The sequence below is a fragment of the Brevundimonas sp. genome, assembly GCF_016742135.1.
Classification (GTDB): domain Bacteria; phylum Pseudomonadota; class Alphaproteobacteria; order Caulobacterales; family Caulobacteraceae; genus Brevundimonas.
In genome coordinates, this window is sequence record NZ_JACVCG010000004.1 from 332,570 (window position 1) to 348,241 (window position 15,672).

The window sequence follows — 15,672 nt, forward strand, 5'->3', positions numbered from 1 at the left end:
CTTAAGGACCGACGTCATTGGCGTCTACGCGGCCGTCCTGGACAGGGCGCGGCAGGGAGACGGCGATGCCCAGCGCATCGGCCAGTTTCTCATCGCGCTTGTACACGTCCTCGCGGAAGGCCACGCGGCCCTGACCGTCGACGAAGGCCGTCCAGTACAAGAGGCGCACGCCAATCTCGCGACCCGTGGTGACGCGGGTGGTGCGGCGATTGGCCTGGGCGGTGTCGAATTGTTCCAGCTTCTCGGGATCGGGTGACAGCAGCAGACGCGCGAACTCGACCGCGTCCTGAACCCGGACGCAGCCGTGACTGCGGTGTCGATAGGCCAGGTTGAAGGCGCTCTTGGACGGAGTGTCGTGCAGGAAGATGGCGTAGCTGTCGCGCAGCTCGAACTTCACATAGCCAAGCGCCGACTTCGGCCCCGCGCGCTGGATGACCGTGCCATTCGAGATGTACATGTCGTTGGCGGCCAGATAGCCCGGACCGCGTGGCAGGATCTCGTTGCGGGCAATGCCGGCCGGGACATACCAGGGCGGATTGGCCACGACGGAAGCGAAGGGCTTTTCAAGGCTGGGGGTCTGGTTGGCGGGGGTGCCCACCACGACGCGGTTGGAATGAACCGGCCGACCGTCCTTCCAGTAGACCATGATGGCGGCGGCGGTGTTGACCTCGATCCGCTCGGGATCGACGTCGCGGGCCAGCCAGCGGCGGCGCTCGAGGTTGAGCGCGATCTGGCGCGCGCGATCCTCGGCCGAGGCCGACAGGGATTGCTGGGTGCCGGATCCGATGCGGGCGTCAACCGCCAGGCCATGACGGCCCTGGAAGCTGCGGACCGCCTCCTGAAGCTCGGGGCCATAGAAATTGTCAGCCATGGCCAGCAGACGCATGCCCTCGGCCTCATTGAGGTCCCCCTCGGCGATCAGCCGCTGGATCAGTTGCGGGATGCGGCGATCAACGCTCCCCGGCTCAATGTTGGCGCCCACGCGGAAGGTCGGCCAGCCGCCATTCTCCCGGATCATACGCCGATAGCGGACATAGCCGGCCGACAGATTGTTGTAGCCGATGTCGGTCGGTGCCAGCCCCTCGTACCATTCGACCACGCCCTCGGAGGCCAGGGCCCGATAGAGGCCGAGGGGCAGGTCGACGCGGTTCTTGCGCATCTCCCACAGGTCCTCGACCGTCTCAGGGCGGATGCGGCCTTCGCTGAGCACACGGGCATAACGCAGGGCGGCGGCCGTGGTGCGCATCTCGGCCATGCTGCGGTCAGCGGCCAGGTCCTCGAAATTGAAGAAGTCGTACTGGGCGAGGCCGTGGCGTTCGGCCCTTGAGGCGGCGTTACGCAGGCTGTCGATGCGTTGCGCGGTCCAGACCGGAGTCCAGCCGTTCATCTCATAGAAGGCACGAACGTCGGGTTGTTCCGTGCGGGGCAGACGGGCCAGTTGGTCGTTGAAACTGTTGTAGAAGGCCACGGCGGTGGGGTCGCGGGTCGGCGGAACACCCTGGGGCCGACCCATCGGTGGATCCTGTCGCGCGTTCTGTGCCTGCGCGGCCTGGGCCGCACCCATGATGGCGGCGGTGGCTGCACCCAGACCGAGTTGTCGACGCGTGATCATGATCCGTTTGCCGTCCAGCTTGTCGCGACGCCCGAAATGGCCCCGCTGTTCTATAATCGACCGCAACTTATCGGCGTTCCAGACAAACAGAAAGCGCCGCCCCCGAGGGACGGCGCTCTGTGGCTTCCGGGACGCACCCGCGGGGGCGCGGGGGCCGGCTTACTTCTTAATGAAGCCGCCGAACTTCGAATTGAAGCGCGACACGCGACCGGCACGGTCCATCAGGTGCTGGTTGCCACCGGTCCAGGCCGGATGCGTCAGCGGATCGATATCCAGGTTCAGGGTCGCGCCTTCCTTCTGGTAGGTCGAGCGCGTCTGATAGGTGGTGCCGTCCGTCATCACCACGGTGATGAAGTGGTAGTCGGGGTGGGTGTCCGCTTTCATCGCGTTGGTCCGGTCTGTTCGGGCGCGGTGACGATGCCGACCGTCGGTGCGCAAAATGGAAACCCGCCAGAGGCCCGGCGGGAGAGGGGCGGCGTTTACACCGGGTAGCGTTCCGGGGCAAGAGGCGCGGGCCATGACCGAAACACCCTCGCTTTCCCGTTCTCCGGCTGATCTCGATGCCGATGCCCCGGGTCGTCCCGGTGCCGGGGCGCAGCTGAGCGAGCGGCTGAGCGAGGCAGGCGAACGCCGTGCCCGCCAGAAGGACATCCGCCCGCTGATGCGGCTGTGGCCCTTTGCCGTTCAGCACCGGGCACACGTGGCCTTGTCCGTGTTCTGGTTGCTGATGTCGACCGGGGCCTCGCTGGGACTGACGGTGACCTCGCGCGGGGCCATCGACAATGGTTTCGAGTCTGGCGGCGCGCAGCTGAACTTCTGGTTCCTGCTGCTGGGTCTGAACGCCCTGTTTCTCGGGGTGGCCTCGGCGGTGCGTTATTATTTCGTGACACGGACCGGCGAGCGGATCATTGCTGACCTGCGCATGGCCCTGTTCGGGCGGGTCCTGACGCTGGACCCGGCGTTTTTCGTCCGGATGCGGACCGGCGAGGTGCTGTCGCGCATCACCACAGACATCCAGCTGATCGACACCCTGATGACGACTTCGATCAGCTTTGCCTTGCGCAACCTGCTGACGATGATCGGCGGGATGATCCTGTTGTTCGTGGTCAGCCCCAAGCTGATGGGGCTGGTGCTGCTGGTGCTGCCGCTCCTGATCGTGCCGCTGTTCCTGTTCGGGCGTGTGGTGCGAAAACTGACCGTAGATTCCCAGGACCGGTTCGCCGAGGCGGTCGGGTTCGCGGGCGAAAGCGTCGATGCCATCGAGACGGTGCAGGCCTTTGGACGCGAGGCCTCGGCCATCAGCCGGTTCGGGGCGGCGGTCGAGGCGGCATTCGGCGTGTCGCTGAAGCGCATCCGGGCGCGGGCCTGGATGACCGCCATGATCATCACCCTGATGTTCGGCGGGGTGACGCTGGTGCTGTGGCTGGGCGCACAGGATGTGATCGCGGGACGGATGACGCCGGGGGCTTTGCTGCAGTTCGTGCTGCTGTCGGTGTTTGTGGCTGGTGCCGTGGGCGCTCTCGGCGAAAGCTGGGGCGATGTGCAGAAGGCCGCCGGGGCCATGCAGCGGATCGACGAACTGATGCGGGCCCAGCCCGGCATCCGCCCGCCCGCCGCACCGAAGGCCTTGCCCGAGCCGCCCGTCGGCGAGGTCGAGATGCGCGATGTCAACTTCGCCTATCCGGGACGACCGGACCTGCCGGCGCTGCGGGACTTCACCCTGTCGGTGCAGCCGGGTGAGACCGTGGCCCTGGTCGGGCCGTCGGGGGCTGGCAAGTCGACGGTCTTTCGCTTGCTGCTGCGCTTCTACGATCCGCAGTCGGGACAGGTGCGGGTCGACGGAGTCGAGGCCTCGACCGTCGATCCCGTGGCCCTGCGCTCACGCTTTGCCTGGGTGTCACAGGAGGCACCCCTGTTCTCGGGATCGGCCATTGAGAACATCCGCTTTGGCCGCGAGGACGCCGGGCTTGATGAGGTTCGCGAGGTGGCCGAGCGCGCCCAGGCGCTGACCTTCGTCGAGGCCCTGCCGGATGGGTTCGACACGCCCCTCGGCGAGCGGGCCCGCAGCCTGTCGGGCGGACAGCGGCAGCGGCTGGCCATCGCCCGCGCCCTGATCCGTCAGGCGCCGATCCTGTTGCTGGATGAGGCCACGAGCGCGCTGGATGCCGAGAATGAGCGTCTGGTGCAGGTTGCGCTGGACGAGGCGATGCAGTCGCGCACCACCCTGGTCATCGCCCACCGGCTGGCCACCGTGCTGCGGGCCGACCGGATCGTCGTCATGGACGAAGGGCGCGTGGTCGAGGTCGGCACCCATGCCGAACTGGTCGCGCGGAATGGCCTGTACGCCCGTCTGGCCCGACTGCAGTTCCGGGCGGACTGAGGCTGATCAGGTCGCGCGCAGGATGGCGGCGATCTGGGGATGCAGGTCGGGGTTGGCGACCAGGATCTGCTGGCCGTCGTGGACATTGCCGGTGCCGTCGATGGTCGTGGCGATGCCGCCGGCCTCGGTCACGAACAGCAGGCCCGCGGCCACGTCCCAAGGCTTGAGGTTCCGCTCCCAGAAGGCGTCGTAGCGGCCGGCGGCCACCCAGGCGAGGTCAAGGGCGGCCGAACCCAGACGCCGGATGCCCGCGACCCGCTGGCCCATGGCGTGGATGTCCTTGATCGCCTGGCCGTGGCCCGTCTTGCCCATGAAGGGCAGGCCCGTGCCGATCAGGCACTGGCTGAGGTCCTTGCGGCCGGTCACGCGGATGCGGCTGTCGTTCAGATAGGCGCCCTTGCCCTTTTCGGCCCAGAACAGCTCGTTCATCACCGGATTGAAGGTGACGCCCGCCACGATCTCGGCCGAGCCGTCAGGCGCCCGCCGCTCCAGCGCCACGGTGATGGCAAAGTGGGGCATGGCGTGCATGAAGTTGGTAGTGCCGTCGATCGGATCGACGATCCAGGTGTGCGACTTGTCCGTGCCCTCGATCAGGCCGCGTTCCTCGCCGAGGAAGCCATAGCCCGGGCGCGCCTTGGTCAGCAGTTCGAACAGAGTCTGCTCGGCCTTGATGTCGGCGGCGGTGACGAAGTCGGCGGGGCCCTTCTTCGAGACCTGGAGCTGGGCGACCTCGCCGAAGTCGCGCAGCATCGGCCGGGCGGTCTTCCTGACCGCGTCGATCATGGTTTGCAGAAGGGCAGAGGCGAGGGCCATGGGGAATCTCCTGGTCCGCAAGTCCTGAAAGGCATCGGCCCGGACAGGCGGAGAAGTTCAAGAAAGAGAACGGCCCGGCTGGACCGCCCGGATCAGTCCGCGCGGCGGACGTATTCGCCGGTGCTGGTATCGACCACGATCTTTTCGCCCGCCGACATATAGGGCGGGATCATGATGCGCACGCCGTTGTTGGCGATGGCCGGCTTGTAGGAGGACGAGGCGGTCTGGCCCTTCACGGTCGGCTCGGTCTCGACGACCTCGAGCACGACCTGCTCCGGCAGTTCGAGACCGATCGGACGGCCCTCGTGGCTCTCGATCACCACCTTCATGCCTTCCTGCAGATAGGGGATGCGGTCTTCGCCAACCCAGTCCTTCTGCAGTTCGATCTGCTCGTAGTTTTCGTCGTCCATGAAGACCAGCGAGTCACCGTTGTCGAACAGATAGGAATAGTCCCGCTGTTCCAGGGTCACGCGCTCGACCTTGTCTTCCGACCGGAAGCGCTCGTTCAGCTTGTTGCCGGTCTCAAGGTTCTTGGCCTCGACGTTGGCGAAGGCGCCGCCCTTGCCCGGCTTGACGTGGCTGGCCTTGGTGACGACCCACAGGCCGCCGTTGTGCTGCAGGACCATGCCGGGCTTGATGGTGTTGCCGTTGATTTTCATAGGATCACAGGGGGATGGAGTCTGGAGGCGCAAGCGCGCACGAAATTCGGACGCGACCCCTACAGGCGCGGCGGTCAAAGGGCAAGCACCGTGCAGCGGGCTCAGTCCGGCTCGACCCGGTTTGCCAGCCTGACGCCCGAACCGAGCGGGGAGGCCAGCTTTCCGGCGCGGTTGTCCATCTTTCGGGCTTCGTGAGCGAAGGCGGCGGCCATGCCGGCGGATGACATGGCCGCTGCGATCTGTAGCCCGCGGCTGGCGGGGCGCAGGGCGATCCAGACCGCGTTCAGCGCCTGAGCGGCCGCCCACAGGCCGAGAGCGCGGGTGCGTTCGGGGCGGTTCGGTGCATTCCAGACCCGCAGCGCCGACAGGGTGGTGGCCGAAAACATGGCGGGCAGGATCAGGCCCAGCGAGCCGCGAGGACGTTCGGTGATCGGTTGTTCCTTGCCTCCACGAGCCTGAGGTCGCACCGATGCCTGGGCCAACGCCGACGCCGCCACCGCAAAGCCGAGGGTCACCCCCAGGCCCAGCAGAATGTGACCGCCGCCGCGGTCGCGGGCATTGATCAGATCGCTTGCATTGTCACGTACGTCGTCGAGATCGAACATTCACTTTCCTCCAACCTGGGGAAGGAATGGTCCGGGCCTGTGTCTGTTCCCGAGTCAGTTGCCGGTGGCGCCCGCGTCTGTGACGATCTCTTTCATCGCCGATTGCAGATAATTCTGGGCACCCATCAGCTCGATCAGCTTGTGCTGGTTCTCGAGGAAGTCGATGTGCTCCTCGGTGTCGGCCAGGATGCGCATCAGCAGGTCCCGGCTGACGTAGTCCCGGGCTTCCTCGCACTGGGTCACGGCGGCCGAGGTGGCCTTGCGGCTGTCGAGTTCAAGCTGCAGATCCGCGCCGAGGCACTCGATCGGATCCTCGCCCACCTTGAGCTTGTGCAGATCCTGAAGGTTCGGCAGGCCGTCGAGGAAAAGGATGCGTTTGATGAGCATGTCGGCATGCTTCATCTCGCCGATCGATTCCTCGTAGATCACGTTCCCGAGGTGCGACAGGCCCCAGCTTTCAAACATGCGGGCGTGCAGGAAATACTGGTTCACGGCCGTCAGTTCGTTGGTCAGTACCGCGTTGAGAGTGCGGATGATCGCCGGATCGCCCTTCATGGCCGGGGCCTTTCACGTTCAGGGCGGGGCCACGCGAGGGGATCGCCCGCCGTTAATGCAGGGCAGCAGTCTAGCACGCCTGGTGGCGGCCTTCAAAAATAATCTGCATTTTCAGTGAGATGAGAACGAGTTTGAGTGTCGCTCTCGACAGGCCAAGGACTATTCGGCGGCCATGGCCCAGGAGTCCCGCGTTTCCTGGATCATCTGGCGCATTTCGCAGACGCATTTGGCGCACTGGGCGCTGCACTGGTGGTGGGCGAAGACGTCGCGAGGCCGGGCCGCGCCCGACTCGATAGCCCGGGCCACGTCACGCTGTCTCAAGCCGTTGCAGTTGCAGATGTACACGGGCGAACACGTCGGATCAGTTGAGAACGCCTCGCTATAGCACCGTTCTGGGCGACTGCAAATCGTTCGCATGCAAGGGGCGGCGTTGACGAATGCGGCCGGGCGTCGCACTTGCCGGGCATGAGCAACACCGTCGTTCCGCCTCGCCCCCCCTGCCGCCTTTACCTGATCACGCCGCCACAGATCGGCGACATCGAGGCTTTCGCCGTGACGCTGGGCGACGCTCTGGGGGCGGGAGATGTGGCGGCGCTCCAGATCCGGTTGAAGGCGGTGTCCGACGCAGAGGTGCGCAGGGCCGTCGACGTGCTGGGCCCCGTGGCACGGGCGCATGGCGTGGCGGTCATTATGAACGACCGGGTGGACCTCGCGCGCGGCTGCGACGGCGTGCACCTGGGCCAGCGGGACGGATCGGTGGCCGAGGCGCGGCGTCTGCTGGGGCCCGACGCCATGATTGGCGTCACCTGTCATGACAGTCGCCATCTGGCGATGGAAGCGGCCGAGGCCGGCGCGGACTATGTAGCCTTCGGCACCTTCTTCCCTACTACGACCAAGACGGTCGAGCACACCGCCAGCCCTGAAATCCTGACCATCTGGCAGGAGACCATGGAAATCCCCTGCGTGGCGATCGGTGGCATTGATGCCACCAATGCAGGGACTCTGGCCAAGGCGGGAGCTGACTTTGTCGCCGTCAGCGGCGCGGTATGGTCCCACCCCGCCGGGCCGGCAGAGGCGGTGCGCGGGCTCAATGCCGCCATCCAGGTCTAGGCTTCAGGGGATATTAAAGGGCGGCGATTAAGCATCACGGGCTGTTTATGTGATGTGGACCCGTCTAATGCCCGTCAGCCCCGCGCTGGATATCGCAAAGCCTGCGAAGCCTGTATCCGTCAGGGGCACCGTGCGTCCCGTGACGGAACGCGTCCACGAACCTGTGTTCGCCCAGCCTCTGGTGCCGATCCTGACCGCTGTGGGCGTGGCCCTGCTGATCGTTGTGGCGGTTACTTTCGCCCGCACCGCGGGACTGATCGCGGCGTTGTGGGGAGCCGGGGGCCTGGCCACGGTGGTCTGGCTCAGAACCTCGCGCGGGCCGATCTACGATCTGGCCTACGGGGGTCTGATCGTCCTCGGAATCCTGGCCGGGCAGTTCCTGGTCGGAAATCCGCCGTTGCTGTCGGTGATGTTCACCGTCGCCAATATGATGGAGATCGTCCTGGCGGTGACGCTGGCGCGGCGTTTCGCCCCGGGCCTGAACCTGAGCACGGTCGAAGGATGCGCCCGGTTCTTGCTGAGTGCGGCCGTGGTGGCGCCGATTCCGGCGGCCCTGTTCGCCTCCATGTGCCTCTATGCGATGAACGGCGCAGATATCGCCGCCTCCTTCCAGACGTGGTGGTTCGGGCACGCGCTTGGGCTGGCTGTTTTCGGAACCTTTGGTCTGGCCCTGACCCGCACGCACCTGCGCGTCCTGCGCCAGCCCTGGAAACTGGTCGAGGCCATATTGCTGCTGGGGCTTCTCGCCGGTGCGTCATGGGTGGTGTTCTGGCTTGCGACCGTGCCCATGAGCTTTGTGGTCATTCCCTTGCTCATTCTCGTCGCTGTTCGCCTTCGGGTTCTCGGAATCTCGGTGGCCTTGCTGATCGTGACCCTTTCCTCTGTCGGTGGAGCCATGCTGGGCTACGGCGCCTATGCGCAAACCCTGTCCGAGGTCGCCGACAGGGCCATGCTGGCGCAGGTGATGATTCTGTTGGGTTGCCTGCCCATCCTGCTGGTCGCGGCTCTGCTGGAAGAACGGGACCTGCTGGCGGATCGTGCCAGGGCCGGTCAGGTGCGCGCGGAACGCGCCTCTGCGGCCAAATCGCGTTTGCTGGCCAATGTGGCCCACGAGATCAAAAGCCCGGTAGGCGGGGTGATCGGTATCGGTGAGCTGTGGAAATCCGGCCAGATCGGCGCGGTGACCGACACCCAGCGGGAGATGGCCGACATGCTGGTCAAGACGGCCCGTCAGGTCGAGGCCCTGGCCCACGACCTGCTGGATGTGGCGCGCGCCGAGTCCGGTGCGATCAAGGTCGATCTGCGACCCACGGATGTGCACGGCGTCCTGGAAGATGTGGCCCGCGTGACGGCGCTTCGACCCGACGCCGCCGCTGTGCGGATCGAGCTGGAGTGCGCGGTCGACGGCATGGTGGTGCTCGCCGACTCGCAGCGCCTGACCCAGGTGATCAGCAACCTGGCCAGCAATGCCGTGAAATACGGCGGATCGGGCGGTGTGGTTATTCTGAAGGCCAGCCGCGTGACAGGCGGCGTGCGCATCGAGGTCATAGACCAGGGGCCCGGCCTGTCGCCCGAGAAACAGACGCAGCTGTTCGAGCCGTTCAACCGTCTGGGCCTTGAGCGGTCAGCGATTGAGGGTCATGGCATCGGCCTGGCTCTGGCCAAGCGGCTGGTGGAGTTGCAGCGGGGCGATATCGGTGTGGTTTCTGAACCAGGCCAGGGCGCGACCTTCTGGGTGGAGCTTCAGGCCGCCTGATCCCCGCAGATGTGTAGACTTGCGCCCGGCGTGCCGTCGGGAGATGGTCAACGCATGAAAGCCCCGGTTCTCCTCACCCGTCCTCATGCCCTCGTCGGCCTTGTGCTGGCGGCAGGCTTGGTTTTCGCGCCCGGTATTGCCCTCGCCCAGGAGACGGACGGCGACGACATCACGCGCGATCTGAACAGCGGCCCTCCGGTCGCCATTGCGACACCGCCGCCCCAGGAACCAGAAGCTGAACCCGAAGCTCAGTCTGAACCCGACTCCGAGCCCGTGCGTGCACCAGTCGTAGAGGCCGAGGCAGAAGCTGCACCGGAGACTGCCGTGGTCGCCGAACAGGCCGCCCCTCCTGTGCCGGAGCCCGCGCCCCTGACCCTCGCCGAGCGCCGGGCCTTGCCGTTTCGCGTCGACCTGCCGGAAGGGGCGGGGCTCTATCCCGGTCGATCAGGGCCCGACTTCGACATCTTTTCGGTTCGACGCGAGGGACGGGGCCTGTTGATGATTTATGTGGGCCCGCAGTCCCAGTTTCCAATCTACAGCGGTGACCAGCGCGAACGGGCCGGAAGACGTTCGATCGTCGTCAACGAGGGTGGCCGGACACTGGCGCTGGAGCACCTTTACCGGCTGCGCGGGGGCGGACATCTGCACGTCTGGGTGTCGGCGGTCAGCGACGACGACCGCGCCCTGGCCGATGCGATCGGCCATACGGTCGAGCCCCGCTAGCCGGCCCGCCGGACCGGTCTAGTCTGGCCGTCGGCCAGAAGCCTGAAACCCGTCCGACCTGTCAGGATCAGCACTTCCTGCCCCTGGGACGCCCATCGTTCGAGCGTGGCCCGGTAGGGGGCACGCCGCCAGTCGTGGGGGCGCGTCGGGTCGCATTCGACGATCAGCCGGGCCCCTCCCGCTTCGCTATGCAGCACGAAGCCGCAGACAGACGGTTTCCAGTCGGCATCAAGTGCGTCCGTCAGCAGCCATAGGCAGTTGAACACCCGGCAGTCCGGGGGCCGGTCTTGATAGATGCGGCACCCTTGGGCCTTTTTGAAATGGGTGCACCAGCGACCCGCCGGCTTTTCCAGCGCCGTCACGCCCATCAGCTTGCAGCACAGGCCACAGTCGTCGCAGGAGCGGGAGAGGGGGTCGGACAGGGAGCGGCCTATTGAGCAGTTGTTGCCTCAGGGCTTGCCATGATGGGGGTGAATCCGCAAACCTGAGAATGACTATCAATTACGACTCAGGAGGCGACCATGATCCTGATGATGGCACCGGCGGGCGGACTGGCTCGGCTGCTCGATTTTGACCTAAAGCACCTCGCGCCGCGACAGGTGCCACAGCATCATGGCCAACACGAGCAGACCCCCGCCCAGTCCCAGTCCGAGGGCGGTGTGCAGGCGCCAACTCTCGGTTGCCAGCATGTTGACCGGCATCTGCCAGGGCAGGAAGATGCCGATCTTCGCCGAGGTCGCAACCACGGCAAAGAAGGTCCCGCCGATGCCGACGACAAGACCGGGCACGAAGCTGGACCAGCGCAGCGCGATCCATAACTGGATCGCCACAAGCAGTGTGGCTGCCAGATACATCCGGCCGAGGGTAGTCAGATAGGCCGGGGCGTCGAACACCCCCGTCGGGCTCAGTTGGGGCTTGATGACGACCGCCAGTTTAACGGCGGCCCAGGTGAGGCAAAAGACCCCGACGCTCATCAGCGCCAGGACCAGCAGGACGCTGACGGCCTTGGCGGCATAGAGGGTCCAGCGGGGCAGGGGCAGGGCCCTGAGGTGGTCCCAGGTGCGAGGACCATGCTCCATGTGGGCAATCAGAGCCGTCAGGGCGGTCGCGCTCATCGGCAGCATGAAGAAGGCCCAGATGCCGGTGGCACCGACCATCCACATGTCCCAGGGCTGGGCCGTCTTGCCGCGCAGTACGTTGAAGAAGGTGAAGACGGCGATCAGCCCCGGCGCAGAAATCGCCAAGGCGGCGGCCAGCGATCGGTGCAGTTTGCGGAGTTCGACGGCAAGGACGCGGAGCATCATGCAGCTTCCTTTTGCGGGACGGGGGAAGGGGCGGTGATGTCGCGATAGATGGCTTCGAGTGAGCGGGCCTCGGGCTTCAGTTCGTGCACGCCGATACCCGCCTCTACGAGCGCCCGGTTGAGCACACGGGCTGTCTCGCGGACATCGGTGCCCGGAGCGAGGACGATCCGGTCGTCGTCCGGCCCGGGCTTCAGGCCGAGCGCAAGGATCACGGCGCGGGCCCGATCGGGAGCATCGCAGCCCAGCCGCAGCTGTGGGGCCTGACCGGCGCGCAGGGTCACCAGATCGTCCTCAAGCACCAGCCGACCCTGATGGATGATGCCTACGCGGTCAGCGACCTGTTCGACCTCGCCCAGCAGGTGACTGGAAAGCAGCACCGTGGCATTGGCGCGCGCGGGCAGGGTGCGCAGGAAGTCGCGCATGTCGGCAATGCCGTCGGGGTCCAGACCATTGGTCGGCTCGTCGAGGATCAGGACTTCGGGACTGCCCAGCAGGGCCCTGGCGATCCCCAGCCGCTGGCGCATGCCCAGCGAATACCCGCCGACGCGACGACCGGCGTCCGGGAGCAGACCGACGATGTCCAGCACCCGGTCCAGCTCGGACCGTTTCAGCCCCAGCAGGGACCGCGTCAGGTCCAGATTTTCGCGTCCCGACAGGTGGGCGTAGAAGCCGTGGGCCTCCAGCAGGGCCCCCATGCACCGGGCCGCGCCGAGCCGGTCGGCGAGGGCGTCGATGCCGGCGATGCGGATGGTCCCTGCATCGGGCCGAATTAGTCCCAGCAGCATCTTGAGCGTTGTGGTCTTGCCCGCCCCGTTTCGTCCCATGAATCCGTAGACGCAGCCCTTGGGCACGGTCAGCGAGACGCCGTCGACGGCCAGGGTCGGGCCGAAGCGGCGACGCAGGTCGCGGGTTTCAATAGCCAGCATGTCGATGTCTCGTGATTTAACTCTTATATAAAGTTGCAGAGCTGCAAAATTTAAGTCAAGATTAAATTTCAGTCAGGGAGATCCCGATGAGTCACGACGATCTGGCCCGGTTCCGTGCCCGCTGCCGCCAGTTCCAGTTGCTGGCGCGGTTCATGGTGGTCAGCGTCGGCAGCCTGCTGGCGCTGATGCACCTGATTGCGCCGGTATGGTTGCGCCTGCGGGGCGATGCGGTCCCCTATGACTGGGACATTACCCGTTCGGTGATCTGGGCCATGCCGGCCGTCTTCTATCTGGCGGCGGTCTGGATGATCGGCAGGGCGCTGGGACAGCTGTCGAAGGGGCGGCTGATCCAGCCGACGCTTGTGGTGGCGCTGCGCAATGTCGGACTGGCCCTCGGCACAGGCGGGGTCTGGAGCGTGTTCGTGGTGACCAATCTGACCCGGATCATCGAGGGTGGTCAGGGCGGCTGGATGCATTTCGACGTCAGCGGCATGACCCTGGGCATGATCGGCGGGGCACTGTTCCTGCTCGGCCGGGTGCTGGGTCAGGCGGCCGATGTTCAGGCCGAGCTGGATGAGATGATCTGAATGCCCGTTCGCGTCACCCTTGATGCTGTGCTGGTGAAGCGCGGTCGGACCGCCCGTGATCTGGCCGCTGAAGTGGGTCTGAGCGAGACCCAGATGTCGCTGTTCCGGTCGGGCAAGGTTAAGGGCATCCGCTTTTCGACCCTCGCCCGCATGTGCGCGGCCCTGGGGTGCCGCCCGGCCGACCTGCTGGATTATGAGCCGGACCCGGCTGACCTGACGACGCCCGAAAAAGACTGAGGGCGCGCCCCTCGCGGAACGCGCCCCCGGCCTGTTCCTCAGTCACGCCTAGCGACGCGGGAAATAGTTGTTCGCGCGGTCGGCGTCGGCCGTTTCCCAGTTCGGGTCGACCTCGGTCTGCACCAGGGTCTTGTCGGTCACATACTGCCAGCTGACTTCCTGGCTGTTGTAGCGCCAGATCTCGGCCGGGATGCGGACCACTTCACTGGTGCCGTCGTCGAAGGTCAGCTTCAGGATGATGGGCATCACCACGCCGCCGATGTTCTTGAAGCGGAAACGATAGACATTGGAATCGAACGCCTGGGCTTCCTGGATCAGGGGCATGATGACCTGGCGGCCGCCGCGACCGATGGCTCGGCGCTGCTCGGGCGTCAGCGGATAGGCGCCGCCGGCGTTGTCGTCATAGGCGTCGAGCGACGGATTGCGCTCGATCACGGTCTGCATGCCGGCGTTGTTGGCGATGGTCAGCGGCACGGGCGGCTCGACGATCTCGGCCTCGGGCTCAGCGGGGGGAGGCGGCCCATCAGACTGTTCCTCATCATCGTCCGTGGCCAGGCGGGCCTGCACAACGCTCTCGAGCGAGATGTCGACGTGGTCGGTCGAATAGAACCAGCCGCGCCAGAACCAGTCGAGATCCATGCCCGAGCTTTCTTCCATGGTGCGGAAGAAGTCGTAGGGGGTGGCGCGCTTGAACTTCCAGCGCTCGGCATATTCGCGGAAGGCGCGGTCAAACAGCTCGCGGCCCATGACCGTTTCGCGCAGCACGACCAGAGCGGTGCCGGGCTTCAGATAGCCGACATTGCCCGCATTGAGGGCCGTGTCATAGCGGGTCATCAGCGGGACCTGATTGTCGGACGTCATGAAGCGGACGATGTCGCGCGGCTCGCCCCGGGACGGAAAGTCCGGATCCCAGAGCTTGGTCGCCTGATATTCGAGGAAGGTGTTGATGCCCTCGTCCATCCAGGTCCACTGACGCTCGTCGCTGTTGATGATCATCGGGAACCAGATGTGACCGATCTCGTGAATGATCACATCGACGAGGGCGTATTTGGTCGCATCGCCATTGATCACATTGCCGTTCTCGTCGCGCGTCGGACGGGCCCCGTTGAAGGTGATCATCGGATACTCCATCCCGCCCACAGGACCGTTGACCGACTGGGCCGTCGGATAGGGGTAGGGGAAGGTGAAGGCGCTGTAGACGTCGATGGCGTGGGCCACGGCGCGGGTGGAATAGGTGTCCCACATGGGCCGCGCCTCCTTGGTGTAGAAAGACATGGCCATGACCGTCGGATATTCGGCACCCGGTTCGTCCTGGCGGACGGCCATGGCATCCCAGACAAAGCCGCGCGAGGAGGCCCAGGCGTAGTCGCGGACATTCTCGGCCTGGAAGCGCCAGGTGCGGGTTTCGGTCGCGCGGCCCTGTTCGCGGGCGACGGCCTCGTCCGGCGTAACCACATAGACCGGAGCGTCGGTCGCGGAGCGGGCCTGCTCCATGCGGGAGCGCTGCTCGCGGGTCAGGACGTCGCCGGGGTTCTGGAGCTCGCCCGAGGCGGCCACCACATGGTCGGCCGGGACGGTGATCGAGACCTGGTAGTTGCCGAACTCGAGCGGGAACTCGCCCGAGCCGAGGAAGGGCATGGTATGCCAGCCTTCATAGTCGGAATAGGCGGCCAGCCGCGGGAACCACTGGGCGGCCTGGAAGATGCAGTTGCCGGCGGGCGTCGGGCCCGGGAAGCATTCGTAGCCGCTGCGCGCCCCGATCACCATGGTTTCGGCAAAGGGCATGGCATAGGTCATGTCGAAGCTGACCCGCTCGCCGGGCCGCAGCGGCCGTGGCAGATCCACGCGCAGCAGGGCATCGACCTGGGTGACGTTCAGCGGGCGTCCGTCGGTGCCCCGGACGGTGATGTTCTGGAAACCGCCGGCCCAGGTCTGCGCGCGTTCGAATCCGAGGGCCTCGAAGAACTGATAGGTGTCCGAGCTGGAGCTGGGCGAGGCCAGGCTCGCCATCGACCCTTCGGCCATGTCCTGCTGGTCCAGCAAGATCCAGAGATAGGTCAGGGTGTCGGGCGAGTTGTTGTGATAGGTGACCCGCTGGCTGGCGGTCAGGGCCCGGGCGTCCTCGTCGAGCCGAACATCGATGACGTAATCGACCTGCTGCTGCCAGTAGCGGTGTCCGGGCGCGCCCGAGGCGGTGCGATAGTCATTGGGGCTGGGCCAGTCTTCGCCCTCGAACTGGCGGAACTTGTCCTCATAGGTGCCGCGCGTCTGATCGACTGCGCCCACGCTGACCTGGGCGCTCGCCACCCCTGCCGTAAGAGTGGACACGGCCAAGGCCGCGACCAGAATTCGGATGCGCATGAAAACCCCACAAAATTTACCGGCCCAAGGAGGCGGCGACCTTA

At 65.9% G+C, this 15,672-nt stretch carries 17 protein-coding genes; 6 read left to right on the forward strand and 11 right to left on the reverse strand.

Going from position 1 to position 15,672, the window contains the following annotated elements; all coding sequences use genetic code 11:
* Position 1: 1 nt before the first annotated feature.
* Positions 2-1,678 carry a L,D-transpeptidase family protein gene (locus tag IBJ06_RS10705; protein WP_292160086.1) on the reverse strand — a complete coding sequence of 559 codons (1,677 nt, stop codon included), beginning with the start codon at positions 1,676-1,678 and terminating at the stop codon, positions 2-4.
* 93 nt (positions 1,679-1,771) lie between these two features.
* The gene (gene rpmE / locus IBJ06_RS10710; protein WP_292160087.1) at positions 1,772-1,996 is read right to left on the reverse strand and encodes a 50S ribosomal protein L31; all 225 of its coding nucleotides are present in this window, start codon (positions 1,994-1,996) and stop codon (positions 1,772-1,774) included.
* Between the two features lie 133 nt (positions 1,997-2,129).
* On the opposite strand from rpmE, the gene IBJ06_RS10715 reads away from it, so the two are divergent.
* A complete protein-coding gene (locus tag IBJ06_RS10715; protein WP_292160089.1) occupies positions 2,130-3,992 on the forward strand; it encodes an ABC transporter transmembrane domain-containing protein in 1,863 nt (620 codons plus the stop codon).
* 6 nt (positions 3,993-3,998) lie between these two features.
* On the opposite strand, the gene IBJ06_RS10720 is transcribed toward IBJ06_RS10715, so the two are convergent.
* The 5 genes from IBJ06_RS10720 to IBJ06_RS10740 form a co-directional block, all read right to left on the reverse strand.
* A complete protein-coding gene (locus IBJ06_RS10720) occupies positions 3,999-4,805 on the reverse strand; it encodes an inositol monophosphatase family protein (protein ID WP_292160090.1) in 807 nt (268 codons plus the stop codon).
* Positions 4,806-4,897: 92 nt separating this feature from the next.
* Positions 4,898-5,464, reverse strand: a complete 567-nt coding sequence (gene efp, locus IBJ06_RS10725; protein ID WP_292160092.1) for an elongation factor P — start codon at positions 5,462-5,464, stop codon at positions 4,898-4,900.
* A gap of 101 nt (positions 5,465-5,565) precedes the next feature.
* On the reverse strand, positions 5,566-6,069 hold the full coding sequence (locus IBJ06_RS10730) for a tryptophan-rich sensory protein (RefSeq protein WP_292160094.1): 504 nt from the start codon (positions 6,067-6,069) through the stop codon (positions 5,566-5,568).
* A 54-nt stretch (positions 6,070-6,123) separates the two neighbouring features.
* The gene (bfr, locus tag IBJ06_RS10735) at positions 6,124-6,624 is read right to left on the reverse strand and encodes a bacterioferritin (RefSeq protein WP_226637483.1); all 501 of its coding nucleotides are present in this window, start codon (positions 6,622-6,624) and stop codon (positions 6,124-6,126) included.
* A 159-nt stretch (positions 6,625-6,783) separates the two neighbouring features.
* Positions 6,784-6,969, reverse strand: coding sequence for a (2Fe-2S)-binding protein (locus IBJ06_RS10740; protein WP_292160095.1), 186 nt, complete (start codon positions 6,967-6,969; stop codon positions 6,784-6,786).
* A 120-nt stretch (positions 6,970-7,089) separates the two neighbouring features.
* On the opposite strand from IBJ06_RS10740, the gene thiE reads away from it, so the two are divergent.
* The 3 genes from thiE to IBJ06_RS10755 all read left to right on the forward strand — a co-directional run bounded on the left by thiE (position 7,090) and on the right by IBJ06_RS10755 (position 10,213).
* Positions 7,090-7,734, forward strand: coding sequence for a thiamine phosphate synthase (thiE, locus tag IBJ06_RS10745; RefSeq protein ID WP_292160097.1), 645 nt, complete (start codon positions 7,090-7,092; stop codon positions 7,732-7,734).
* Between the two features lie 139 nt (positions 7,735-7,873).
* Complete coding sequence (locus IBJ06_RS10750) at positions 7,874-9,490, forward strand: sensor histidine kinase (protein WP_292160099.1); 1,617 nt, start codon at positions 7,874-7,876, stop codon at positions 9,488-9,490.
* A 54-nt stretch (positions 9,491-9,544) separates the two neighbouring features.
* Positions 9,545-10,213 (forward strand): hypothetical protein, encoded by a 669-nt coding sequence (locus IBJ06_RS10755; protein ID WP_292160101.1) that lies wholly within the window; start codon positions 9,545-9,547, stop codon positions 10,211-10,213.
* Here IBJ06_RS10755 and IBJ06_RS10760 read toward each other — a convergent pair.
* From IBJ06_RS10760 to IBJ06_RS10770, 3 genes are all read right to left on the reverse strand, one after another.
* Positions 10,210-10,581: a YkgJ family cysteine cluster protein gene (locus tag IBJ06_RS10760; RefSeq protein ID WP_292160102.1), complete on the reverse strand. Its 372-nt coding sequence runs from the start codon at positions 10,579-10,581 to the stop codon at positions 10,210-10,212. The genes IBJ06_RS10755 and IBJ06_RS10760 overlap by 4 nt on opposite strands.
* A gap of 207 nt (positions 10,582-10,788) precedes the next feature.
* The gene (locus IBJ06_RS10765; RefSeq protein ID WP_365812545.1) at positions 10,789-11,517 is read right to left on the reverse strand and encodes an ABC transporter permease; all 729 of its coding nucleotides are present in this window, start codon (positions 11,515-11,517) and stop codon (positions 10,789-10,791) included.
* Positions 11,514-12,443 carry an ABC transporter ATP-binding protein gene (locus IBJ06_RS10770; protein ID WP_292160105.1) on the reverse strand — a complete coding sequence of 310 codons (930 nt, stop codon included), beginning with the start codon at positions 12,441-12,443 and terminating at the stop codon, positions 11,514-11,516. Before IBJ06_RS10770 ends, IBJ06_RS10765 begins: the two co-directional genes overlap by 4 nt.
* An 86-nt stretch (positions 12,444-12,529) precedes the next feature.
* Between IBJ06_RS10770 and IBJ06_RS10775 the strand changes: the two genes are divergently transcribed.
* Positions 12,530-13,030, forward strand: coding sequence for a DUF2975 domain-containing protein (locus IBJ06_RS10775; protein ID WP_292160108.1), 501 nt, complete (start codon positions 12,530-12,532; stop codon positions 13,028-13,030).
* Positions 13,031-13,267: a helix-turn-helix transcriptional regulator gene (locus tag IBJ06_RS10780; RefSeq protein WP_292160111.1), complete on the forward strand. Its 237-nt coding sequence runs from the start codon at positions 13,031-13,033 to the stop codon at positions 13,265-13,267.
* 48 nt (positions 13,268-13,315) lie between these two features.
* On the opposite strand, the gene IBJ06_RS10785 is transcribed toward IBJ06_RS10780, so the two are convergent.
* On the reverse strand, positions 13,316-15,628 hold the full coding sequence (locus tag IBJ06_RS10785) for a M1 family metallopeptidase (RefSeq protein WP_292160114.1): 2,313 nt from the start codon (positions 15,626-15,628) through the stop codon (positions 13,316-13,318).
* Between the last annotated feature and the right edge of the window lie 44 nt (positions 15,629-15,672).